This is a genomic window from Vibrio sp. YT-15 (assembly GCF_033337445.1).
GTDB classification, from domain to species: domain Bacteria; phylum Pseudomonadota; class Gammaproteobacteria; order Enterobacterales; family Vibrionaceae; genus Vibrio; species Vibrio alginolyticus.
The window spans coordinates 615531-637343 of the sequence record NZ_JAWOQR010000002.1; the positions used below are offsets into that span (position 1 = coordinate 615531).

Sequence of the window (21813 nt, forward strand, 5' to 3'; positions counted from 1 at the left end):
GGCAAAGTAACAAGATGCTTTAACTTGCTCATTACTTTGCCAGTGTGCCTCGAGATTTTTATTAATTATTTTTGGTTCAGATTAACGACAATCTTTCCAACTGTTCTCTGATTTCGCATGTCCAAGAGTGCGTTACCTACATCCTCTAAGCCGATGATCTTCAGTTTCGGTACTTCCAATTCTCCATTTTCTAATAGCTCAGACACTTCCTTTCCGGCATTAACGATACTTGCAAACCCTCTCTCGCCAAAGACATGACCAGAGCCCAAACTTATTTGGTGGAAGCCCAAGCCTTTTAAGAAGGCATCTGGATATTGAGAAGGGTCGACAGTCTTGACGAGCTCCACCATTTCGCCCTCAAAGGTTAACACCGAGGCTGCAATTCGATCGTTATCACCGCCTACACAATCGAGTGCAACCTCAACGCCATGATTTCCGGTAATGTCCATTACTCGCTGAACTACATCTTCATGATGATAATCAATCGTATGGGTTGCTCCTAACGAGGACAAATATGCGTGATTAGCTTCTGAACTAGTAGCAATGATCTGTTCAACACCAAATGTCTTTGCTAACTGAATAGCAAAGCTTCCAACGCCGCCAGCACCTCCGGCGATAAAAATGCTGCTTCGATTTGAAATATCGAGCTTGTCTACCAAAGCGCGATATGCGGTCCAGGCTGCGCAAGGTGTAGATGCTGCTACTTCAACCGGAACCTGAGGGTGCTTTATAAGCGTTCTTGAATCATGGATAGCAAATTCAGCGAATCCTCCGTGATGGCGTCTCATGTTTCCGTGATACAACACTTTATCGCCAACCTTCCAATCAACGACCGCATCGCCTACAGAGACTATTTCTCCTGATACGTCTAACCCGCCAACAAAATTGTTATCCATGTTAGTGACCATGTCTGACCAATAATGAATTTTTGCATCGACAGGATTCAAACCAACAGCGTTAACTTTAACCAATACATCAAATTGGGTTTCTAGTTTTGGTGTAGGTAATTCGGATAAAGAGAAAGTATCGTTATCTCGTTGGTAAGTTATCGCTCTCATAGGTTTTCCTTATTATTAAGAATGGTCGAAAGTCATACTAACTCAGAGGGTGCTGCTGCAATAATTATGGTTTTTTCTTATTTTGATAATTTTAGGTTATGTTTGATAAAAAGGATTCGAGATGCTCTGAAATTATCATCGATAACCAGTCTGCATAGCTAACGACATGTAACTTTATGATAAGTAATGACTAGTTTTATTATTCCATTTTTATGGAAATATTCTGTTGATCTTTTGTTTTGTGATTCTATAATTCCAGAAATATAGAAATAAAGACTTATCTATCAGGTAAGCTTGTTAGCGAAAAATGACGAGGAGAGTAAATGTGAATACAGAAATTATAACTATGGCTAAAGAAGCGCTGGATATGTTTGCGTTTCTAGCAACTGAACTTATCATCTTATTTCTGGCAATTAGCTACATTGTCGGTGTGTTGCAAGATTTTCTAACGCCAGAAAAAATTCAATCTATTCTAAGCTCGAAAAAGGGTAAAGGTTACTTCATTGCTGCGTTGCTAGGTTCGATTACGCCTTTCTGTTCGTGTTCGACCATTCCTTTCTTAAAAGGCTTGTTGCGTGCAAGAGCAGGTTTTGGACCTATGATGGTGTTCCTATTTGCAAGCCCGTTGCTTAACCCAGTGATTATTGGCTTGTTTGTGGTGACTTTTGGTTGGAAAGTTGCGGTATTTTACTTTGCTATTGCGATGTCAGTATCAGTGGTAGCAGGCTATGTACTTGAAAAACTAGGGTTTGAACGTTACGTCAAACCAGAAGCATATCAAGCGGCAGGTTCTTCTTCGTGCGGTACTTCTTGTGGCGATTCAAGCAAGAAAAAAGAAGAAGCGAGACCAGCATCAAGCTGTGATACCAGCGCCTGCAATGAACCTACGCCAGTTGCGGCGAAAACATCTTGTTGTGGTGATGCACCAAAACCTGAACCTAAAGTGGAAGTGTCTTGCTGCTTATCAGACGGTAGTGCAACAGCGACAGTCGTGGAAGAGAAAGAGCCTAGCCGCTGGGTACGTATTTGGCAATCAACTTGGAAAGACTTTAAGCAAGTGTTCCCTTATCTCATGATGGGGATTGCGATTGGTTCATTTATCTATGGCTTCATCCCGACGGAGTTCATTGCGGAGTTCGCTGGTGAAGCGAAGTGGTACGCGATTCCGGTCGCAGCAATCATTGGTATTCCATTGTACATCCGTGCAGAGGCGGTCATTCCACTTAGCGCGGCACTAGTACAAAAAGGTATGGCTCTTGGGTCTGTTATGGCGCTTATTATTGGTAGTGCTGGCGCAAGTCTTACAGAAGTGATTTTGTTGAAATCAATTTTTAAGAACCAGATGATTGCTGCCTTCCTAATCGTTATCTTAACGATGGCCATGGGAGCGGGTTACTTATATAGCTGGGCTTTTTTATAAAAATAACCCTCGGGCGATTGCTCGAGGGCTTTGTTTTTGTTGCCATATAGGGAAAGGGAAGTTTCCTATACCGCGCAGGCTATAAAAAGATAAAGAGGTTACTCGTAAATACTATAGGAGAAATACTTGCTGGCGATGGTTTTATGCTTACCGCTCTGGATCAATTTTTGTATTCCGCTATCGAGTAATGCTTTTAATTCTTTGTCTTGTTTTCTCACTGCTACGCCAATGCCACGGCCGAACCACTTTTCCTCTGTAAACGCTGGTCCAGTAAAGTGATAGCCTTCACCTTGTGCAGTTTCAAGAAAACCAGCACTTAAACCGATTGAGCCGCCAAATACAGCATCTAACCGTCCATTGAGTAGATCAGTAAATGCCTCATCGAACGTACCATAACGACGAATATCAATATCTGGATACAAGGCAGAAAGGTACTTATCACCAATTGTGGCTCTTTGAACTCCAATAGATAAACGATTTAGGCTGCCGTCCACCATGTTGATTTCTCTATCATTTTTCATTACAAAACGAGTCGGTACTTTTGCATAAGGGACGGTGAAATCGACTTTCTTTTCTCGTTCTTCTGTGATTGTCATTGCAGCAATAATCGCATCGTTCTTGCGACTAAGGAGAGAAGGGATGATGCCATCCCAATCCATTTTTGAGATAACGCACTTTACTTCTAACTCTTTGCATAACGCGTTAGCGAGGTCGACTTCAAACCCTTCTAGCTTTCCCTCTTTTGTCGTCCAACTAAATGGGGGGTAAGCCCCTTCAACAGTGAAGCGAATTTGTTTCCACTCTTTCGCATGGCTGAAAACTGAAAATAAGCTAATAAACAATACGACTATCCATTTCATAAACGTTTCCTTGTAACTATTTGGAAACCAATGTTTAACACAAAGTAAGCAAATATCAATGAAAGTGCATATATGTGTGACCTTTCGCCCGCATTGTGTGAGCGAAAGGTTTTACGTGTATTACAGCTTATCTTCAATAGTTACGAGGGGAACTCTCGTTGAGACAGCGTGAAGTGCAATGTTGTGAATCATTTCATCGACCGTGGTACAGCTATCCATTAAGATCGAAACATCATACTTGTCCGCAGATTTTGAGATAGCAGTATGTGTCACGCAGTTTTGTGTCATCATTCCGCATACAAGTAACTCCGTTACATTTTTGCTTGCCAATACTTCTTCTAAACGTGTTCCTTCAAAGCTATCTGCGAAGTGCTTTACCACGATTTCGGAATTCGGCGCTAAAGCAAGAACTTCTGGGTGAATATTGGCACCGTCGCTGCCTTCATTGAAGAATGGGGCAATACCCATGGCAGGGTCGGCAATATGCTGAATATGAATCACAGGAATGTTTTGCTCATTGGCTTTAGTTATTGCTCTCTTAACATTGTCTAAAGTCGATTCTGTATTCCATAAAGGAAACTTTCCTTCCGTGAAATAGTCGTTTTGCAAATCAATTACAAGTAGGGCTTTTTGAGTCATTTTCTTTTCCTTTTATTGAGGATCATTGCGATACGAATAATATAAAGACTTTTAGCCACCTTCTTTAGAGTCTAAAATGACACAAAAGAGTCAAAAAGCGACACTTGAAGATAAATGAAAATAGCACTCGTTAATTACCCAGATAGCTCGCAAGCCTCCGTATATGGTTTAAGCGAACTCTTCGAGATGGCAAACCGTGCGGCGGCTAAATTGGGCGTTGATGTGCACTTTGAAGTAGAGATATTGGATCACTGGTCAAACACGCACTTCGATGTGAAAACAGCGGTAATGATTCCGCCTAGCGGCACTGGTCAATATTACTTAGAACCAGAGCCAGAGCTACTCGACTGGTTAAATGTCCAACATAGTAAAGGTGCGATTTTAGCCTCCGCCTGTGCTGGTACTTTTATTCTTGCTCAAACCCAGTTGTTGACCAATAAGTCTTGTACAACACACTGGGGCTTGGCTCCTTCATTAGCGAGTCAGTTTCCCGATATCCACGTAAGACAAGAAGCCATCCTTATTAACGAAGGAACGATCATTACGGCTGGGGGTATGATGTCATGGGTGGATTTAGGTTTGGAGTTGGTTTCCTTATTTGCGTCACCGGCAGTAATGCGCCTGTTAGGCAAAATGTTGGTTATTGATACTGGTCCGAGAGAGCAACGCTTTTATCAACAGTTTACCCCAAACTTCCAACATGGTGATGAGGTAATTGTTCAACTACAGCACTATATAAACGATCATTATCAAGGAAAACTGAGCAATAAAGAGCTTGCAGAGTTGAGTTGTTTAACAGAAAGGACATTGCAGCGACGCTTTAAAAAGGCGACAGGTTTCAATGTTAACCAATACATACAAAGCTTAAGAGTACAAAAAGCTTGTGATTTACTTGAGTCGACAACCCTAACATTTGACGCAATATCATTTAGAGTGGGTTACCAAGATGTGAGTGCGTTCAGGAAAATATTTAATAGGATCGTAGGTTTAACACCGAAGTCGTTCAGATCTCGGTTCTGTTCATGAACGCCAGAAGTAAGATAATGTTGGTATTAAACATTTATAACTCAGAAGCAAACACACATATTTTTACAAGCTGGCTTAGCGTGATGAAAAGGGATAACAAGCTAAGCCAACCGTAGCGTTCTCCTATTTACTGAACATTTTGTAGAATGCTTAAAGGGTTCTCAAATTACAATGACTTGTATAGGCGGTTGTTAATCACAAAAGCTATGTGATTTCCAAAACCAGTTTCCCAATATGTTGCTTGCGTGAAAATACTTCTTGCGCTTGACCTATCTGGTTCAAGGGAAATGACTCCGCGACTAAGGGACGAATTGCGTTCTGTTCGATATAGCGAACCAAGTTACCGAATACTTCTGGTGCCAAAACGGTACAACCAAATAACGCTAGGTCTTTAAGGTAAAGAGTTCTTACATCCAGCTCGACAATTGGGCCGCCTATGGCGCCGGAAACAGCGTATCTTGATCCTGGCTTTAGTACCTGAAGAAATTGTGGCCACTGCTCTCCTGCGACCAAATCAATCACTACGTCAACGCTGTTTTCTCCGAGAGTCGCCGTTAAATTTGCATCGCGAGGGATAACTTGGTTTGCTCCTAATGCCGTGATCTGTTCTTTCTTTTCTGGGCTGGCGATAGCAATGACGTATGCTCCACGCGCCTTCGCCAGTTGGATTGCGGCAGAGCCAACACCACCGGATGCCCCTGAAATCAGTACGGTATCGCTCGCTGTGACATTAGAGCGGACAAGCATGTTCTCGGCAGTTGAATAAGAACAAGGGAAGGAGGCCAAGTCGATATCCGATAAACTACTCTTCACTGCATATGCATGTTTACTGTCAACAACAGTGAACTGAGCGAAGCCACCATCACATTCTGAACCGAAGTACCAAGGCGAGCTAAGTGCTTGACTGTTGAAGCGCGTAATACATGGTTCGATGAGCACGCGCTGGCCGACTCGTGATGGGCAGATATTCTCACCAACAGCGACGATGGTACCGCATACATCGGCACCTTGGATTCGAGGGAGAGATAGCGCGTCTCCTGACCAACTTGCATCCATGCTATTGGCGTCGTTTTTAGAATACCATGCTGTTCGGGTATTGATGTCGGTGTTATTGACCCCGGCGGCGGCAACTTGGATCAATACATCATCAGGCGAGGGGACTGGCACAGGTAGATCATCGCGGTAACGAAGCATATCTGGCCCACCATGACCGATAAGTTGGACGCCTTTCATGACTTTCGGGATTGTGGTCATTGATTGTTCTCCTTCATTAGTTCTAGCAGAGTGTGTTCAGCGGATGCAAAGGCAGCGTGACCGAGAACCGGCCATGCGTTGGATAGACCTTCATGTAACAAGAAGAGTGTGGTTGCTAGGTCTTCTCGCTGACTTAGTTGGAGCATAAGCTGACGAACCGCCAATTTGTGTTGTTTTACTGCTTGATTAATCGATAGATTTTCTGGATAGGCTGCTAATGCATTGATGGACATGCAGCCATTCGGTGCAAACTCCTTCATCCAATCCTCTAGGCGAGTGAATAGGTGTATTACAGCCGGTGTTCCATTGGCAGGGGCATCTTCGAGCAAAAAACTCAAATACCTTTGATGGCGATGCTCGAGAGCTGCAACAATCATCGCTTCCTTGGAGGGGTAGTATTTGTACAGGGTTCTCAGGCTGACTTCGCAGGCGTTTTTGAGTTGGGGTACGCTAGGCTCGGCGAAGCCATACTGACTGAATGCTTTTTCTAGGCTTGCTGCGATTTTTTCTTTCACTATTTGATACACTAGGTAGAACGTTTGTTTTACCTAAGGGTAGAATAAACTTTCTACCTCAGTCAATGGTGTATTTAAACTCTGTATTGAAAGCCCGACGTAATGCCGGGCTAATTTAAGTGATTTTTATAGATTCGGAACGTGAATCAGTGTGCCGTTGCGTGCTGTTCTCCACGATTGTCTAGCATTCCGCTGAAACGGGTTAGTAGTAGAGCACCTAATACTACGATCGCGCCAATCCAAGGTGTGTGCATCAGCCCAGCATTGGCCACGATAAGGCCACCGCCCCAAGAACCCAGTGCAATACCTACGTTAAATGCAGCAATGTTGAGACCAGAAGCGACGTCGACTGCATCAGGTGAATATTTCTCTGCTAGTTTGACAACATAAACTTGAAGTCCTGGAACGTTACCAAAGGCAAAGGCACCCCAGACAAGAATGGTCACTACTGCAGAAATTGGATTAAATGCTGTGACACTAAACACGAGCAATACCACAATTAGGCCCGAGAAAATCGCTGTAAGAGCTTTGATTGGCCCCATAGAGTCGGCCATCTTTCCGCCCCAGATGTTGCCGAATGCGACTGATACACCATAAACCAACATAATTAGGCTGATAGCGCTAGAGCCAAACCCCGAAACTTCTTCCAAAATAGGAGCCAAGTAAGTGAAGGCTGTGAACGTACCACCGTAACCGAGCGCGGTGATTGCGTACACCAAAAGTAGACGAGGTTGAGTCAAGACTTTTACTTGCGATGACAGCTTGGTTGCTGGTGGTTGTTTCAGATTACTCGGCACTAGCAGAGCGCTTCCTATCAGTGCGATGATTCCAAGGATCGCGACGATTAGGAAGGTTGCCTGCCAACCAAATGTCTGGCCAATCCAGGTGCCAAGTGGCACGCCCGTCACTAGAGCTACGGTCAGACCGGTAAACATAATAGCAATTGCGCTAGCGGCTTTTTCTTTTGACACTAGGCCAGTGGCGATAGTCGAGCCGATCGAAAAGAACACACCGTGTGCAAGCCCGGTCAGTATCCTTGCTGTAACTAGAGTGTTGTATCCAGGTGCTTGCCAGGCTAACAGATTGCCAAGAACAAACAGTGCCATCACAGAAAGCAGAACGTACTTTCTTTTCCAGTTACCAGTCAGCGCTGTTAAAACGGGAGCACCAACCGCGACACCAAGTGCGTACAGGCTAACTAAAAGACCCGCTGAAGGTAATGATACGTTGAGGTCGGAGGCCATAGTCGGTATCAGACCGACAATTACAAACTCCGTGGTTCCAATAGCAAAGGCGCTCAGCGTCAATGCAAGTAAAGCTAAAGGCATAACAACTCTCTCTTATAATCATTGAATATGAATGGATAAACGAATAGCCCGTTTCCATGTCGTGTATTATTAAAGAGTTATTCGTTGCGAAAAATGGTGTTTATTACAAAATACTTTTGCTATAAATGATGGAAATGCGCAATTAAGAAAGGGGATGAAATGTTAACCCGATCAGATGAATTAGAGATTCTCATGGCAGTTGTGGATAGTGGTGGATTTTCTTCCGCTGCTGACGCACTAGGTATTCAAGTCGCTAGGGTATCTCGTGCGGTTAGTAAAGTTGAATCACAGTTGGGGGTAACCTTGCTGAATCGCACGACACGCAGAGTGGAAGTTACTGAGGAAGGGCATCAGTTTGTTGAAGCGGTTCGCTTAGGTTTACTACAAATACAGCAAGCTGAAGAAGAGAGCATCACACGAGGTGAATTACCCAAGGGGCGCTTAAGAGTTGATGCCGCTAGCCCATTTGTTTTACATCAACTCGTGCCTTTAATTCAGCCATTTAAAGAGGCTTATCCTGATATTCAACTCGATCTTACCTCTAATGAGGGTTTTGTGGATCTATTGGAAAAAAGAACCGATGTGGCGATACGTATTGGACGATTATCGGATTCAACACTGCATGCTAAACCTTTAGGAACAAGCCCACTATTTATCGTTGCCACGCCTGGTTATTTATCTAAACGAGGTTTCCCTGAAGCGGTGAGCGATTTGCGCAGTCATAACTTGATCGGTTTTTCTGGCGCTAAAGTGTTAAATCAGTGGCCATTACGAGGGTTTGAGATGATCGAGCCTGATATCCTATCCAGCAGTGGTGAAACGGTTAGACAGTTAGTGCTGGCAGGGAACGGCATTGCATGTTTATCTGGCTTTATGGTGAAAGATGATCTTGATTCTGGACGGTTAGTGGCATTGTTTGAATCGGAAAAAATCACAAATACTGGACGAGAACAGGTCAATGCTGTGTTCTACAAATCTTCTTCAGTCTCTAAGCGTATTTCCGCGTTCATCGACTTTATTCAACCAAGACTTACTTTAAAATAACACTATTATTGTTGTTTTAACAAAAGAGTTTTGTCGTTATTGCAGTTTTTTTGTTTTTCCAACTGCCAAGCCTAGCGTGCCACCCCTTAGTAAGGTGGCACATATTTTTATTTGATCTTAGTTAAAGCGTGGCAACACGTACTGAGCGATCTGTTCCATTGATTTCTCAATTGGTTGGCTATTACGACGGAAATGCAACCCGATGTGATTGACTCCTGCTTCTTGCATTTTTTCTAGCTCATCGATCAAGCCATTGACTCCGGCCCGGATACCAAAATGATGCCGAACGACTGGTGCATTTGGGTTATCGACTAAATCAAGATGAATAAAGCTGGCGTAGGGTTTGTTTCCCGCTACGGAGCGCCAAAGTGCAACGCGGTGTTCATGATCATCAGGTGTGCCTGGGTAGGCGAGCCAGCCGTCTAGGTTTTCTCCTATCCATTGTGGACTTTGCTGCGCTAACCCTGCGACATAGATAGGAATATCAGCAAACTCGGGTAATAACTGTAGATCGTTACCCAGCTTATCATTTTGCGTATCTTTCAAAATCTCTACACTTTCTCGAAAAGCTGAGCCACGGCTGTCAAAGTTAGCGTTAAAAACGGGATATTCACTAGGACGGTCTCCACTAGCCACACCGAGTATCAGGCGGTCACCACTTAACTCGTTGATGGTCGCAGCGGCTTTTTTTACTAGCCAAGGTTGTCTTAACGGTAATACTATCGCTGCTGTCCCTAGTAGAATGTTGTCGGTGCACGCAGAGAGATAGCCAAGATAACTGAACGGTTCATAAATTTGTGCCGCGTCTCCAAAGTTAGGGTCGTACAACGGGACATCTCTCACCCACGCTACGTTAAAGCCTAACTTATCGGCTAACATAATACGCTTTTTATGTGCACTCATGTCTGGTACGCCGAACGGTTTTCGTTGGAGCAGGCGTTTTTTCTGGCCTTCTTGGGTCCAGTCATTATCTAGGGGGAGCTCAACACCGATGGTGAATCTGTTACTTAAATCTTTATGCATTATGAAGCCTGACTATTACTTTGAGTACTAGGAGGCAAGGTGCCTCCCTGATATTCAGGACACTATGAGATTTTTGTTGTGAGAAAAAGCGGCTAAAAGACAAAAGTGTTTTGCCACAAACAGCGGTGGTCTTTAAAGGAACTGGTGGTTCTCTACCTTGATTTCTTGCTTGATGAAGTCAATAAAAGAGCTGATCCGGCGTGAGGTGCTGGCATTTTTGTAATACACCGCATGAACGGGCTGTTCGACATTATGCGTGTGTTCACTAAGCACGCCCACTAAGCGACCAGCTTGTCGGTCAGAGTAGGTCATAAAGTCAGACAGGCAAGCTATCCCCGCACCATGTAAGGCTAAACATCTTAGCGTCTCGCCATTATCAGATCTTAGGCTACTCATAATACGCAGAAGTTTGTTCTTATCATCCATGATCGGCCATTCCTTAAGATACTCCGGCTTGTTGAATCCAAGTAGCTTGTGATTGAGTAACTGATCTATTGAGGTTGGAGTACCATGTTGTCTTAAATACTCTGGACTTGCGACGATTCGAATCCGACTTTTACCAAGAAATATCGCGCGCATGGTTGAGTTTTGTAGCTCACCGATACGAAAAGCAATATCGGTTTTTGTTCCCAAAAGGCTAATATTTTCCTCATTGGAATTGAGATCGATTTCGACTTCTGGATACAAGCTCTGATATTTAGCAATGTGCGGCGTTAGGACGTGCAGTAAGAAGGGGGTAGCAGCGTTTATTCGTAGGAGGCCAGAAGGCTTATATTTCTGGCTTTTCAGTTGTGCTTCGGCATTCTCTACTGCTTCTACAATATGTCTGACTTTATCGAGGTATATCGTTCCTTCATTAGTAACATCTAACTTACGGGTTGTGCGATTTAACAAAGTCGTTTCGAGTTTGGCTTCTAGCCGAGATACCGATCGACTCACCGCCGAGACGGTCATCGATAACAGTTCAGCCGCAGAGCTGATTGAACCCGTATCGACCACGGCCATAAAGGTGCGCATTTCATCTAGAGTAGCTTTCATTGTTGAATATATTTCAAATTAGATTTGAGTATTGTTGACTTTACGGAAAGTTTCTTGCGGCGTAAAGTTTTGCTTCGAATCAACTATAAAATCGATAATTCAGGAGATTTAGATGAAAGTACCATCATTTGGCGTCGGCACGTTTCGTTTAGAGGGTGAAGTAGTTAAGGATTCAGTCCGTAATGCGTTAGAAGTGGGTTACCGCGTAATTGATACTGCACAGATTTACGGTAATGAGGCAGAAATCGGTGAAGTATTGACACAGTCCGGTATTGCACGTGATGAGCTATTCATTACGACGAAGATCTGGGTTGATAACATGAACACGGAACAACTCATTCCAAGTCTAAAAGAGAGCTTAGAAAAGCTAAATACAGATTATGTGGATTTGACCTTGATCCATTGGCCTGGCAATAACAATAACTTGAACGAATACATGGCTTCATTACTTGAAGCTAAATCGCAAGGGTTAACCCGTAATATTGGCGTATCCAACTTTAATATTGACTTGTTGCAACAAGCGATAGAAGTGGTCGGTAAAGAGAATATTGTTACTAACCAAATCGAGCTTAGCCCTTATTTGCAAAATCGTAAGTTGGTCAGCTTCATGCAGGAAAACGATATTCAGGTAACGTCTTACATGACCTTGGCATATGGGAAAGTACTTGGGGACCCAACTATTGCAGGTATTGCTGAGGACTATCAGGCCACGCCAGCTCAAGTCGCGCTTGCTTGGGCTTTGTCAAAAGGTTACGCGGTGATCCCGTCTTCAACTAAACGAGATAATTTGGCAAGTAACCTGAAAGCACTTGAACTTAATCTGGGTGAAGAGACGATTGCAAAGATAGATGCGTTGGAAAGAAATGGCCGCGAAGTGAACCCTGAAGGGCTAGCGCCTGAGTGGGATGATTGAGTGAGTTTCACGGGAAATCATTGTCTAAATGACACCTCTGCAATCGCTGACTTCCTCAGCGTTTGACGGTAGTACAACACCTAGACGATAACGGCTCGCTTGTCTGACGATAGTGCGAGCTTTTATCTTTTTGGCCTATTAGTTTACTGTATTCTCCCGGCCTTCAATTTGGCCGAGAGACGTCATTTAGAGAACAGTTACCATTCGATTGTAGAGCCATCAAATACGCGGAAGCTTCCGGATTGCTCAAGTGTTAGCTGTTCTGCGACCGAAACAATGCCTGCAACACTTTCCTCGGCAGAAAAGGTTGCGTCCTCACCGCCCATATCGGTTTTTACCCAGCCGGGATGAACTGCGACAGTTTTTACTCCTCGCGATTCGAGATTGCGTGCTGCTGATACTAGAACCTGATTAAGCGCTGCTTTAGATGCTCGATAACTGTACATGTTACCTGAACTGTTATCGCTTAAACTCGCAACTCGGGTTGAGATTCCCACGATGGTTTTGTGCTGACTTTTCGCAACGTTGTCTTGTAGTGCTTGAATTAGCAGGGCAGGTGCGACGGTATTTATGTTTAGTACTTCTAGCCATTTTTTCTGGGTCATTTCGCCAAGCGTTGCACACTGTTCGCCTAATACACCTGCATTCAGAATTAAATGATCGAGCGGGCGATCCGCTAATTGAGTGGCTAACTGATCGATATCTTGTTGGTTAGTGACGTCTAGAGCCATCAGTTGAAGTTGATTGGATTGGGTTACTAGTTCATTGAGCTGCTTAGCATTTTCTGGTGAACGACAAGTTGCGATAACTTGCCAACCTTTTCCAAGGTAGTGGCGGACAAATTGCAAGCCTAAGCCACGGTTAGCGCCAGTGATTAATACAGTAGACATCGCTTCTCCTACGTTGTTGAGTTGAACAACGACTATATTAGAGGCGACGTATAAGCATGTAATCAAAACAGTATAAAAATGGCCTAGGATTCGACATTGTCAAATCTTAAAATTTGAGAAAGATTCTTGCAAAGTGTTTTAGCCTAGTGACCGTCAGTTCGGAGGCAGCACCGCTGACACCTGCAACAGCAACGACCTTACCATCCAAGTAAAGGGGGATCGCTAAGCAATTGAGGTTTGGCTCTGCCTCTTCTAAATCGAGTGCGTAACCTGATAATACAACCTGATTAAGTTCAGTTTCTAACGTGGGGGATATTTGGTTTTCAAGGCGTAATGTTCGACGAAGCTCATCATCAAAACTAAGAAAAACTTTGCCGATCGCAGATGTTGTGAGTCCTTCTCGTTTCCCTCTCGGGCTACGGATAGTAAGAGGGTTATCCTGCTCTATAGCATCGATATACAAGTACTCTTTAGCGCCACTTTGTACAGCGAGGTAAGCTGTGTTGTTAGTCATTTGGGCCATTTTTATCAGCAATGGAACAAAATGTTGTCGGATAGCTTCGTTTTTTTGTTCAATCGGCTTAGACAGTTCATAGCATCTAAACCCTAGGCTGTAGCTATGGTTGTGTTTGGATACATATCCAAGAGAGTGTAGAGTCGCAAGTAACCCGTGAACAGTCGTCTTATTTAACTGGCTCACATTACTGATCGTCTGTAATGATAGGGGAGACTCACTCATGGAGAGCAACTCGAGGATTAGAAAACCTCGTTCTAGAGACTGAATGTTTTTTCTTGCCTTGGGCACAAAGACTCCTTGATGATGGTGTTGCATCTGAATGGCTTACTGATGCTTCCACCTATAACAAACCACTACGCTGGTGGTTTGGTTTTATTAGAGAATATACTCAGCACTTAAACTGATCGGCTCGTTGTATGCGTCCACAAGGGAGTTTTTTCCTTGCTTCTTAGCATTGTATAACGCTTGGTCTAATATCGAATAGAGTTCATCAAAGTTGGTGAGTGGCATTGAGGTTGATAGATAGGCCAGACTCGCAGATATATTCAATTGATGGTTATTAAGCGAATGTACACTCTTTTCTGAAATTGTTTTATGCAGACTTTGTATTCTAAAGGGAACGTCAATCTCATCGACGTTTTTCAATAGCAAGATAAACTCTTCTCCACCTAAACGACCCAAGTAATCTCCCTTATTAAGTTTAGCTTTAAGCGCTTTGCATACCTGTTGTAGTACTAAGTCGCCAGTCGGATGACCATACTGATCATTAATCGCCTTAAAGTCATCTAGATCGATTAATGCTAGAACGTAGCGGAAGTCTCCTTCCGCTTTGGAGGGTTGGCTTTTAATCGTCTCTATAATTGCCGCTCTGTTTAATGCACACGTTAAGCTGTCTATTTTGGCTTTTAAGCGTGTTTGTCGCTGAACCATCAATGCCAGAGCGAGGAGAATCAATAAACAGAAAACAACAAAATTATAAGTGCGTTGTTGGTCTGTGAGTTTTTCAAACTGGTACTGACTTAGAAGAGTTTCGTTGTTCAACTGCGCGACTTGTAGATCATATTCATACTCTTTTTTAGTGAGATCTAGTGCCTCTAACGCCTTGATATTACTCGCGTCTCGGTTCGTTAGTTCAATCGTCGAGTAGGCCTTGTGATGCTCCAGTGCCTTTTTGTAATCATTTTGAGCTTGGTATGCTTTTGAGAGGAGTAATTGGGCTTGCGCTTGCAATAAGGGCCTAGCGTTTTTTACCGCTAATCTTAACGCAATTGTACCGTGTTCAATCGATTTTTCGGGTGTATGGTTCTTTAAATATGCCAATCCAGCAGCCAAATGACCCTCTGTTTCAAGGTGCGTATTCTCATAAGTTTGGGCAATGTTTAATGCTCTTCCAATGTAATCTACCGCGGTATCCAATTGCCCAGAATCGGCCAAAGCAGCAGATAACCCTAAATAGGTCAACCCTTGCCCGTATGGATAATGAAGTTGTTCGAGAATCGTTAATGCATTTTTGTAGTGGCTGATGGACTTATCGAGTTCTTTGGATTTTCTGTACATCGCTCCTAGACTATGTTCGACTTGCGCAACTTCAAGAGGTGTCCCTTCATCTTGGCGAACCAGTAAGGCTTGAATGAGATATTGCTCTGATTGTTCAAATTGCCCCAGCTCTGCAAGTAAATTGCCGACGTCATTGTAAATCCCTGAAGGATCGCTTTGCGTCGACATGTTGGCCATCAACTGTCGATACAAACTTAAGGCTTTTTCATAGTCACCGCGGTAATTGTAGTTATTTGCTACCACGCGCAAAGCAAGATCAACAGGGAAGTTTTCTTGATGCTTATGATTTAAGTGGCTCTCTAAGGATGAGCAATAAAAGTTTGCTTTGTGATAACGACCTTGTTGATTCAGCGTATAACAAAGTTGATAGTTCATCAGAGCCTTGCCTTCGGAATCGGATATTTTCTTCATTGTCTGTCGCAAAGAAGAAAAGCTATCTACTGAGGCCTCGTAACTACCATGCTTACGTTCATTTAACGCAAGAATATATTCTGATTCTAATTGAGAAAAAGGGTTGTCTAAGACTTGACTGCTGCCATAGTAAGGCTGATTTATGTTTGACATATATTCATAAATCAATCCACTTACGTAGAGCTTTTCGCTGTCCGATTTCGCTGTATGGTAGCGATCTTGAAGCATGCTCAATGCCGACTCAGGGTTGCTTCGTAGTGTGGTTTGGTAGACAGAGTGCCACTGTGTGATATTTTGGTTTGGTTCAATATCTTGAGTGTCGCTTGCATATACTGGAGTGAGCAAAAGTGACGCAAGCAAGGGATAGAGCACGCGCATGTTTAAACGAGCCTTTAATTTAAGGTGCCTTTAAAGTTGAGTTATCATAGCGCTTTTAACGCATCAGCGTTGTGATTAAGTTGGGTGTACTAAGAAAAAGAGCAGTAAAACTATGCACTTGGTCGAGATATTGAAAGAAGAGGCATAAAAAAGAAAGACCTCAACATAAAGTTGAGGTCAGAAATCTTTAATCAATGTAAAGCTTTGCTAGATCTTGAGGCTCGATTTCTTTGCCTTCTAACTGATCGTTCCAGTTAGTTCCAACAAGAACACCATCTTCAGCAAGAGTCAAAAGCCAATCTTCAACAAAGATATCTAATGGGATTTCTAGTACAGTAAAATCTGCCCATTCTTCAACATTATGTGCTTCTGCATCTTCTTTAGAAGACCAGAAAGGCATGACTTCGCTGTTTTCGAATTCAGTTGAATCGCAAGATAGCCAACCTTCTTCATTGCGTAAACCCCAAACCAATTGGTTTTCTTTCGTTTCTGCAACAAAAAGGTCAAGGTTCGCTTGGATATCTGATGTAAGTTTGCTCATTTCAAAACTCTCGTTGTTATGACGTGGCTAGAGTAACACTAAAGTGCCGATTCCTAAAGCATAATACGGTTGTCGAAATGAGTAAAAATAAAGGAGCCGAAGCTCCTTTTCTGAGGTTAAGTATTCACTCGTTTTTGTTTGCTTTATCCCTGCAGAGCAAACAAAAACAGGTACTTTACCTTTCTGGAAGAGTTGTGAATATTGTCCACTCTCTTTTTATCTCGCCTTTGTAACCAACGACTGATGCGGTTACTCGACGATTTAAAGCATGGCTGACTTCATCGGTCCCTTGCTGTGCTAAGTGAGTGTCACCAAAACCAACAATGCGGACTCTACTCGGTTCGATGTCGTAGCTTAGTAGGGCTTCACGGACATTGCGTGCTCGTCTTTCAGAAAGATCTTGGTTATGCTTTGAACCACCAACTTTACTAGCATAGCCGTGCAGCTCTATCGAAGTAGTAGGGTACTCTTTTAAAAAGTCGGAAAGCTCTCGGACTTGTCTTCTGAAGACTGGATTGATCTCATCAGAGTCGTTAGCAAAAAGTATCCGCACTTGCATGTTATCTGATGCTTTAATGTATTCTCCACAACCGTCGTTGTCGACCTCTGAGCCTTCAGGTGTACCTGGGCACATATCTCGAGCATTGATGACACCATCGTTATCGTCATCTTGCAAATCTGCTATTTGTTCTGCATTTGGTACAGGACGATACTCATATTCGTCTTCAGCAACAACGTGTTGAGTGATGGCGAGCATACCCAATGCAAATAGAATCTTCACTGGTTTCATGATCAGTACTCCACCTTTTCATTCCATTCTGTAGGTACATCGACACGCAAGGCATTTAACAATTGGCCAGTCGCGTTCATAACGCGGTACTTGGCGTACTGCTCTGAGTATCGAGCATCCAAGTAGTTCTTTCTCGCTTCGAAAAGTTCGTTTTCAGTATTTAACAAGTCCAACAGAGTGCGTTTCCCAATGCGATACTGCTTTTCGTAGGCGATGACAGTTTCTGAGGCCGAATCTACGTGATCCGCTAGGAACTCTTTTTGTTGAAGTGTTAAATCTAACGCACTCCAAGATAGACGAAGACCTTCTTCTACTTGGCGGTATGCACGTTCTCTTAGGTCTTTTGCTTTATTTAGTTGGTAGGCAAAACTTTCAGCGTTGGCTACGTCACTACCACCGTTAAAGAGGTTGTAACGCATACGTAACATTGCTGTTGTCTCTTCGCTGCTTCCTTCGATACCGCTTGCATCATCACGCCATGTTTGAGCCGCTTCTACCGATATCGTTGGGTAGTAAGTTCCCTTAGATTGCTTGTATTGGAACTTTGCAGAGTCCACATCAGCTACCGAAATTTTGATTACTGGATGTGACTCGAATGCCAAGTCAATCGCTTCATCGATGGTGTAGGGAATAAAGTTTTGGTCCGCTCTTGGGAAAATCAATCCTTGTGGTGACTGTCCGACAAGGCGTGTAAAGGTGGTGTGGCTGTCATATAAGTTGTTCTGAGCTGCCACCAAGTTACCATGAGCCTTTGCTAAACGAGCCTCTACCTGGGTTAGGTCTGCTGTAGAACCGATACCTGAGTTAACTCGCTTTTTAATGTCTTCATAGATCTTCTTATGCACTTTCAAGTTATTCTCGGAAAGTGTAAGAATTTCATAAGCTTTTACTGAGTCTAAATAAACTTTCGCGACCTCTAGAGCGGTGTCTTGGGCATCAGCTAGAAGTTGATAACGTACCGATTCAGCATCAGCTGCTGTTCGATCCATATCATTAAGTGTCGCTGAGCCATCCCATATTAGCTGGGTTAGTGTCACGGTGGCTTCTTTTCTTGTCAGATCGGTTGAATCTCGCCCTGACTCTGCGGGTTTGATTCCTTCGTAACCGATACCGGCATCTAAGTCTACGGATGGGAGGTAAGCACCACCAGATGCTTCATTCACATACTGCTTGCTAACGAATTCATTGAACGCACTTTTGATGTCAGGATTGGTTTTTAATGTGTTTTCAACCGCTTGCTCTAGCGTTTGCCCAAACGCATGACTAGCGGTGAACATACCAATACAAAAGGCGTTGGCACGAGTCCACTTCACTGTGATTCTCCTAGATAATGGTAAAAATTCTCGAGGTGATAGGGCTTATAAGTGGAATACTTATAAGGGCGTCAATAATTTAGCGCACAATAACATTAATATGCGATGAAGTAACCTGTTGATTCGCTGTTCATTTGTTTCAATTTTGATAAATCAACCTACTAAATCTGCCTAAAACTTGAATTAAGATCTCAAATTAAAGATGGAGGTAATAGCTAGAAACGAGTGTCCAGATTTTAATAAAATAAAACACTTATGCATCTGGATTCTTATTGATGTATGACACATAATTACTTTATTGAGCATCAAATTGCTGTTATTGCACTATATATTCGGGCAATATATAGCAAATTAGTATTGTTAGTCAAAAACTTGACAGTTATTTAGGGTTAAGGTTTATATGGATCGTACAGCATTAGTGCCACTCGGTAATCAAGTCGTCGTAATAGGTTTGGATGGGCAGCTGAGAGTCCTTGCAGAAGGACAGCAGCCTCTACCAGGTGAAGTGATAGTGGCAATGACAGATGCTGCGCCTCAAGACCTGAAAATTCAGCTTGCTCAAGAGCAAGGTTTAAAAGATATTTCAGACGATGTAGCACAGATTATTAGTGCTATTGAGCAAGGTCAAGACCCTTCTGCTATTGATGAAGAACTCGCACCTGCAGCGGGTGAAAATAGTGGCTCCAGTTTGCAAAATAGTGCCACGATTGTACGAGATGGTACTGAAGTGCTAGCCTCAACAAACTTTGAAACTATTGGCCTAGAATCCCTCGGCTTATCTGAAACACAAGCGTTGACCTTAAATGACTTCTTCACAACAGGTATCGAGACAAGTGGGGATGGCTCAAGTAAGCCACTTACTAATTCTCCAGTGACATTAAGCGCTGTTGAGGAAGATAGCGATCCAATCACGATAACTACTGAAGAATTACTATCTAATGTCAATATTGATGATGCCGATACTCTTGTCATTACAAACGTCACTATTGAGAGTGGGAATGGCACCTTAATTGATAACAGCGATGGATCTTGGACTTACATTCCAGAGGCTGATGATGACACTGAAGTGTCATTCTCCTATGACATTATTGATAACGATGGCGGTGTTATTAATGGCACTGCTAACTTAGATATTACGCCTGTTAATGACGCGCCAATAGCAACTAATGATGCGATTCAAACTGACGAGGATTCCCAGGTTGTAATTGATGTGCTCGCTAACGACAGTGATATTGAAGGTGATGATTTAATCATTACCTCTGCTTCTGTACCAGAAGAGCAAGGTATCGTTGAGATTATCGATGGTAAGCTTGTTTTCACTCCGGCCGAAAATTTCAACGGTAATGCAACGATTAGCTACACCATCACAGATGGTGAGTTAGAGGATGAAGCTCAAGTTTCGGTAACAGTAAACTCAGTTAACGATGCGCCTATTGCCTCTAATGATACAACAATTACAGAGGAAGATAGCTCAGTAACGGTTGATGTCCTGCCAAACGACACCGACATTGATGGCGATACGCTGTCTATCCAATCGGCTTCCGTACCTGAAACACAAGGTACAGTTGAGATCGTTGATGGAAAACTGGTCTTCACACCGGCTGAGAACTTCCATGGTGACGCTGAAATCACTTACACCGTGACCGATGGTGCATTGACTGACCAAGCGACGGTCAACGTCACCGTGAATGCGGTGAACGACACGCCTGTGGTTGAAAGCAACCTCGCAGACCAAACCTTGGCAGAAGACTTTACGCCATACAGCATCGATCTAAATACTGCCTTCAGTGATGTGGATAACGCCGATGGTGAGTTAACGTTTAGTGTCTCTGGCAACAGCAACATTCAAGTGGCGATAGTCAATGGCATTGCTACGTTCACTCCAACCGCAGACTGGAACGGCTCAGAAGCGTTAACGTTTACGGCTACCGATCCAAGCGGCGAAAGCGTCAGCCAAACGGTGAACTTCACAGTTGCGCCTGTGGCGGACATCGTGGCAGACAACGCGACGGTTGTGGAAGACACGGCAACCATCATCAAGGTCTTAGGTAACGACACGTTCGAAGGCGACGATAAAGTGGTGTCGCTGGATACCAATCACGGTCCAGCTAACGGCACGGTCTCGGTCAACCCGGACGGCAGTGTGACTTACACGCCAAACGACAACTATCACGGAACAGACAGCTTCACCTACATCGTTACCTCCGGTGGGGTATCCGAGTCCACCACAGTGAACATCGATGTGACGCCAGTGAATGACGCGCCAGTGGCGACCAATGACAATGCCGTTACTGACGAAGACACGCCAGTGACGATTGATGTCCTGCCAAACGACACCGACATTGATGGCGATACATTACGTATTGACTCGGCGTCTGTGCCGAGTGACCAAGGTACAGTTGAAATTGTTGACGGCAAGTTGGTGTTCACACCGGCTGAGAACTTCCATGGTGACGCTGAAATCACTTATACCGTGACCGATGGTTCACTGACTGACCAAGCGACGGTCAACGTCACCGTGAATGCGGTGAACGACACGCCTGTGGTTGAAAGCAGCATTGCAGACCAAACCTTGGCGGAAGACTTCACGCCATACAGCATCGATCTAAATACCGCTTTCAGTGATGTGGATAACGCCGATGGTGAGTTAACGTTTAGTGTCTCTGGCAACAGCAACATTCAAGTGGCGATCGTCAATGGCATTGCTACGTTCACTCCAACCGCAGACTGGAATGGCTCAGAAACCCTAACCTTTACCGCCACCGATCCAAGCGGTGAAAGCGTTAGCCAAACGGTGAACTTCACAGTTGCGCCTGTGGCAGATATTGAATCTGACCGCGCGACGGTTGTGGAAGACACACCAACCATCATCAAGGTTTTAGGTAACGACACGTTCGAAGGCGACGACAAAGCGGTGTCGCTCGATAGCAATCACGGTCCAGCGAACGGCACGGTCTCGGTCAACCCGGATGGCAGCGTCACTTACACGCCAAACGACAACTACCACGGTGCAGACAGCTTTACCTACATCGTTACCTCCGGTGGGGTATCAGAGTCCACCACGGTGAACGTCGATGTCACACCAGTCAATGACGCGCCAGTGGCGACCAATGACAATGCCGTTACTGACGAAGATACACCAGTGACAATTGATGTTCTGCCAAACGACACCGACATTGATGGCGATACGTTAAGCATTGATTCGGCGTCTGTGCCGAGTGACCAAGGTAAAGTCGAAATTATTGATGGAAAACTGGTCTTCACACCGGCTGAGAACTTCCATGGCGATGCTGAAATC

The 21813-nt window shown here is 43.9% G+C and carries 19 protein-coding genes; 5 read left to right on the forward strand and 14 right to left on the reverse strand.

Going from position 1 to position 21813, the window contains the following annotated elements:
* Positions 1–65: 65 nt before the first annotated feature.
* A complete protein-coding gene (locus R7D93_RS06925) occupies positions 66–1058 on the reverse strand; it encodes a zinc-binding dehydrogenase (RefSeq protein ID WP_005377328.1) in 993 nt (330 codons plus the stop codon).
* Between the two features lie 346 nt (positions 1059–1404).
* Here R7D93_RS06925 and R7D93_RS06930 point away from each other — a divergent pair, with 346 nt between their 5' ends.
* Positions 1405–2478, forward strand: coding sequence for a permease (locus R7D93_RS06930; RefSeq protein ID WP_263856403.1), 1074 nt, complete (start codon positions 1405–1407; stop codon positions 2476–2478).
* A 98-nt stretch (positions 2479–2576) separates the two neighbouring features.
* Here R7D93_RS06930 and R7D93_RS06935 read toward each other — a convergent pair whose 3' ends face one another.
* Both R7D93_RS06935 and R7D93_RS06940 read right to left on the reverse strand, forming a co-directional pair.
* Positions 2577–3338, reverse strand: a complete 762-nt coding sequence (locus R7D93_RS06935; protein ID WP_154204552.1) for a transporter substrate-binding domain-containing protein — start codon at positions 3336–3338, stop codon at positions 2577–2579.
* Between the two features lie 120 nt (positions 3339–3458).
* Entirely contained in the window at positions 3459–3977 is a 519-nt protein-coding gene (locus R7D93_RS06940; RefSeq protein ID WP_054579520.1) for a cysteine hydrolase family protein, read from the reverse strand.
* Between the two features lie 114 nt (positions 3978–4091).
* On the opposite strand from R7D93_RS06940, the gene R7D93_RS06945 reads away from it, so the two are divergent.
* The gene (locus tag R7D93_RS06945; RefSeq protein ID WP_154204553.1) at positions 4092–5003 is read left to right on the forward strand and encodes a GlxA family transcriptional regulator; all 912 of its coding nucleotides are present in this window, start codon (positions 4092–4094) and stop codon (positions 5001–5003) included.
* 204 nt (positions 5004–5207) lie between these two features.
* Here the strand turns inward: R7D93_RS06945 and R7D93_RS06950 are convergent, their stop codons facing one another.
* The 3 genes from R7D93_RS06950 to R7D93_RS06960 form a co-directional block, all read right to left on the reverse strand.
* Positions 5208–6257 (reverse strand): alcohol dehydrogenase family protein, encoded by a 1050-nt coding sequence (locus tag R7D93_RS06950; protein ID WP_213886855.1) that lies wholly within the window; start codon positions 6255–6257, stop codon positions 5208–5210.
* On the reverse strand, positions 6254–6775 hold the full coding sequence (locus R7D93_RS06955) for a TetR/AcrR family transcriptional regulator (RefSeq protein ID WP_154205194.1): 522 nt from the start codon (positions 6773–6775) through the stop codon (positions 6254–6256). The genes R7D93_RS06950 and R7D93_RS06955 overlap by 4 nt, the downstream gene beginning before the upstream one ends.
* 143 nt (positions 6776–6918) lie before the next feature.
* Positions 6919–8100 carry an MFS transporter gene (locus R7D93_RS06960; protein ID WP_225496971.1) on the reverse strand — a complete coding sequence of 394 codons (1182 nt, stop codon included), beginning with the start codon at positions 8098–8100 and terminating at the stop codon, positions 6919–6921.
* Positions 8101–8259: 159 nt separating this feature from the next.
* Between R7D93_RS06960 and R7D93_RS06965 the strand changes: the two genes are divergently transcribed.
* Positions 8260–9144, forward strand: coding sequence for a LysR family transcriptional regulator (locus tag R7D93_RS06965; protein WP_225496973.1), 885 nt, complete (start codon positions 8260–8262; stop codon positions 9142–9144).
* Between the two features lie 117 nt (positions 9145–9261).
* Here R7D93_RS06965 and R7D93_RS06970 read toward each other — a convergent pair whose 3' ends face one another.
* Complete coding sequence (locus R7D93_RS06970) at positions 9262–10167, reverse strand: TIGR03571 family LLM class oxidoreductase (RefSeq protein WP_154204555.1); 906 nt, start codon at positions 10165–10167, stop codon at positions 9262–9264.
* A 132-nt stretch (positions 10168–10299) separates the two neighbouring features.
* Positions 10300–11205, reverse strand: a complete 906-nt coding sequence (locus R7D93_RS06975) for a LysR family transcriptional regulator (RefSeq protein ID WP_005377343.1) — start codon at positions 11203–11205, stop codon at positions 10300–10302.
* 112 nt (positions 11206–11317) lie between these two features.
* Between R7D93_RS06975 and dkgB the strand changes: the two genes are divergently transcribed.
* On the forward strand, positions 11318–12118 hold the full coding sequence (dkgB, locus tag R7D93_RS06980; RefSeq protein ID WP_154204556.1) for a 2,5-didehydrogluconate reductase DkgB: 801 nt from the start codon (positions 11318–11320) through the stop codon (positions 12116–12118).
* 197 nt (positions 12119–12315) lie between these two features.
* Here dkgB and R7D93_RS06985 read toward each other — a convergent pair whose 3' ends face one another.
* The 6 genes from R7D93_RS06985 to R7D93_RS07010 form a co-directional block, all read right to left on the reverse strand.
* Positions 12316–13008, reverse strand: a complete 693-nt coding sequence (locus tag R7D93_RS06985; protein WP_154204557.1) for an SDR family oxidoreductase — start codon at positions 13006–13008, stop codon at positions 12316–12318.
* A 106-nt stretch (positions 13009–13114) separates the two neighbouring features.
* Positions 13115–13813 (reverse strand): IclR family transcriptional regulator, encoded by a 699-nt coding sequence (locus R7D93_RS06990; RefSeq protein WP_154204558.1) that lies wholly within the window; start codon positions 13811–13813, stop codon positions 13115–13117.
* A gap of 87 nt (positions 13814–13900) precedes the next feature.
* Complete coding sequence (locus R7D93_RS06995) at positions 13901–15871, reverse strand: diguanylate cyclase domain-containing protein (RefSeq protein WP_154204559.1); 1971 nt, start codon at positions 15869–15871, stop codon at positions 13901–13903.
* A 187-nt stretch (positions 15872–16058) separates the two neighbouring features.
* The gene (locus tag R7D93_RS07000; RefSeq protein ID WP_115386006.1) at positions 16059–16412 is read right to left on the reverse strand and encodes a DUF2750 domain-containing protein; all 354 of its coding nucleotides are present in this window, start codon (positions 16410–16412) and stop codon (positions 16059–16061) included.
* A 175-nt stretch (positions 16413–16587) separates the two neighbouring features.
* Positions 16588–17202, reverse strand: coding sequence for an OmpA family protein (locus R7D93_RS07005; protein WP_005377354.1), 615 nt, complete (start codon positions 17200–17202; stop codon positions 16588–16590).
* 2 nt (positions 17203–17204) lie between these two features.
* Positions 17205–18515 carry a TolC family outer membrane protein gene (locus tag R7D93_RS07010; RefSeq protein WP_017635971.1) on the reverse strand — a complete coding sequence of 437 codons (1311 nt, stop codon included), beginning with the start codon at positions 18513–18515 and terminating at the stop codon, positions 17205–17207.
* A gap of 400 nt (positions 18516–18915) precedes the next feature.
* Here R7D93_RS07010 and R7D93_RS07015 point away from each other — a divergent pair.
* Positions 18916–21813: tandem-95 repeat protein (locus tag R7D93_RS07015; RefSeq protein ID WP_318129480.1), on the forward strand; the 2898-nt coding region annotated here is incomplete at its 3' end.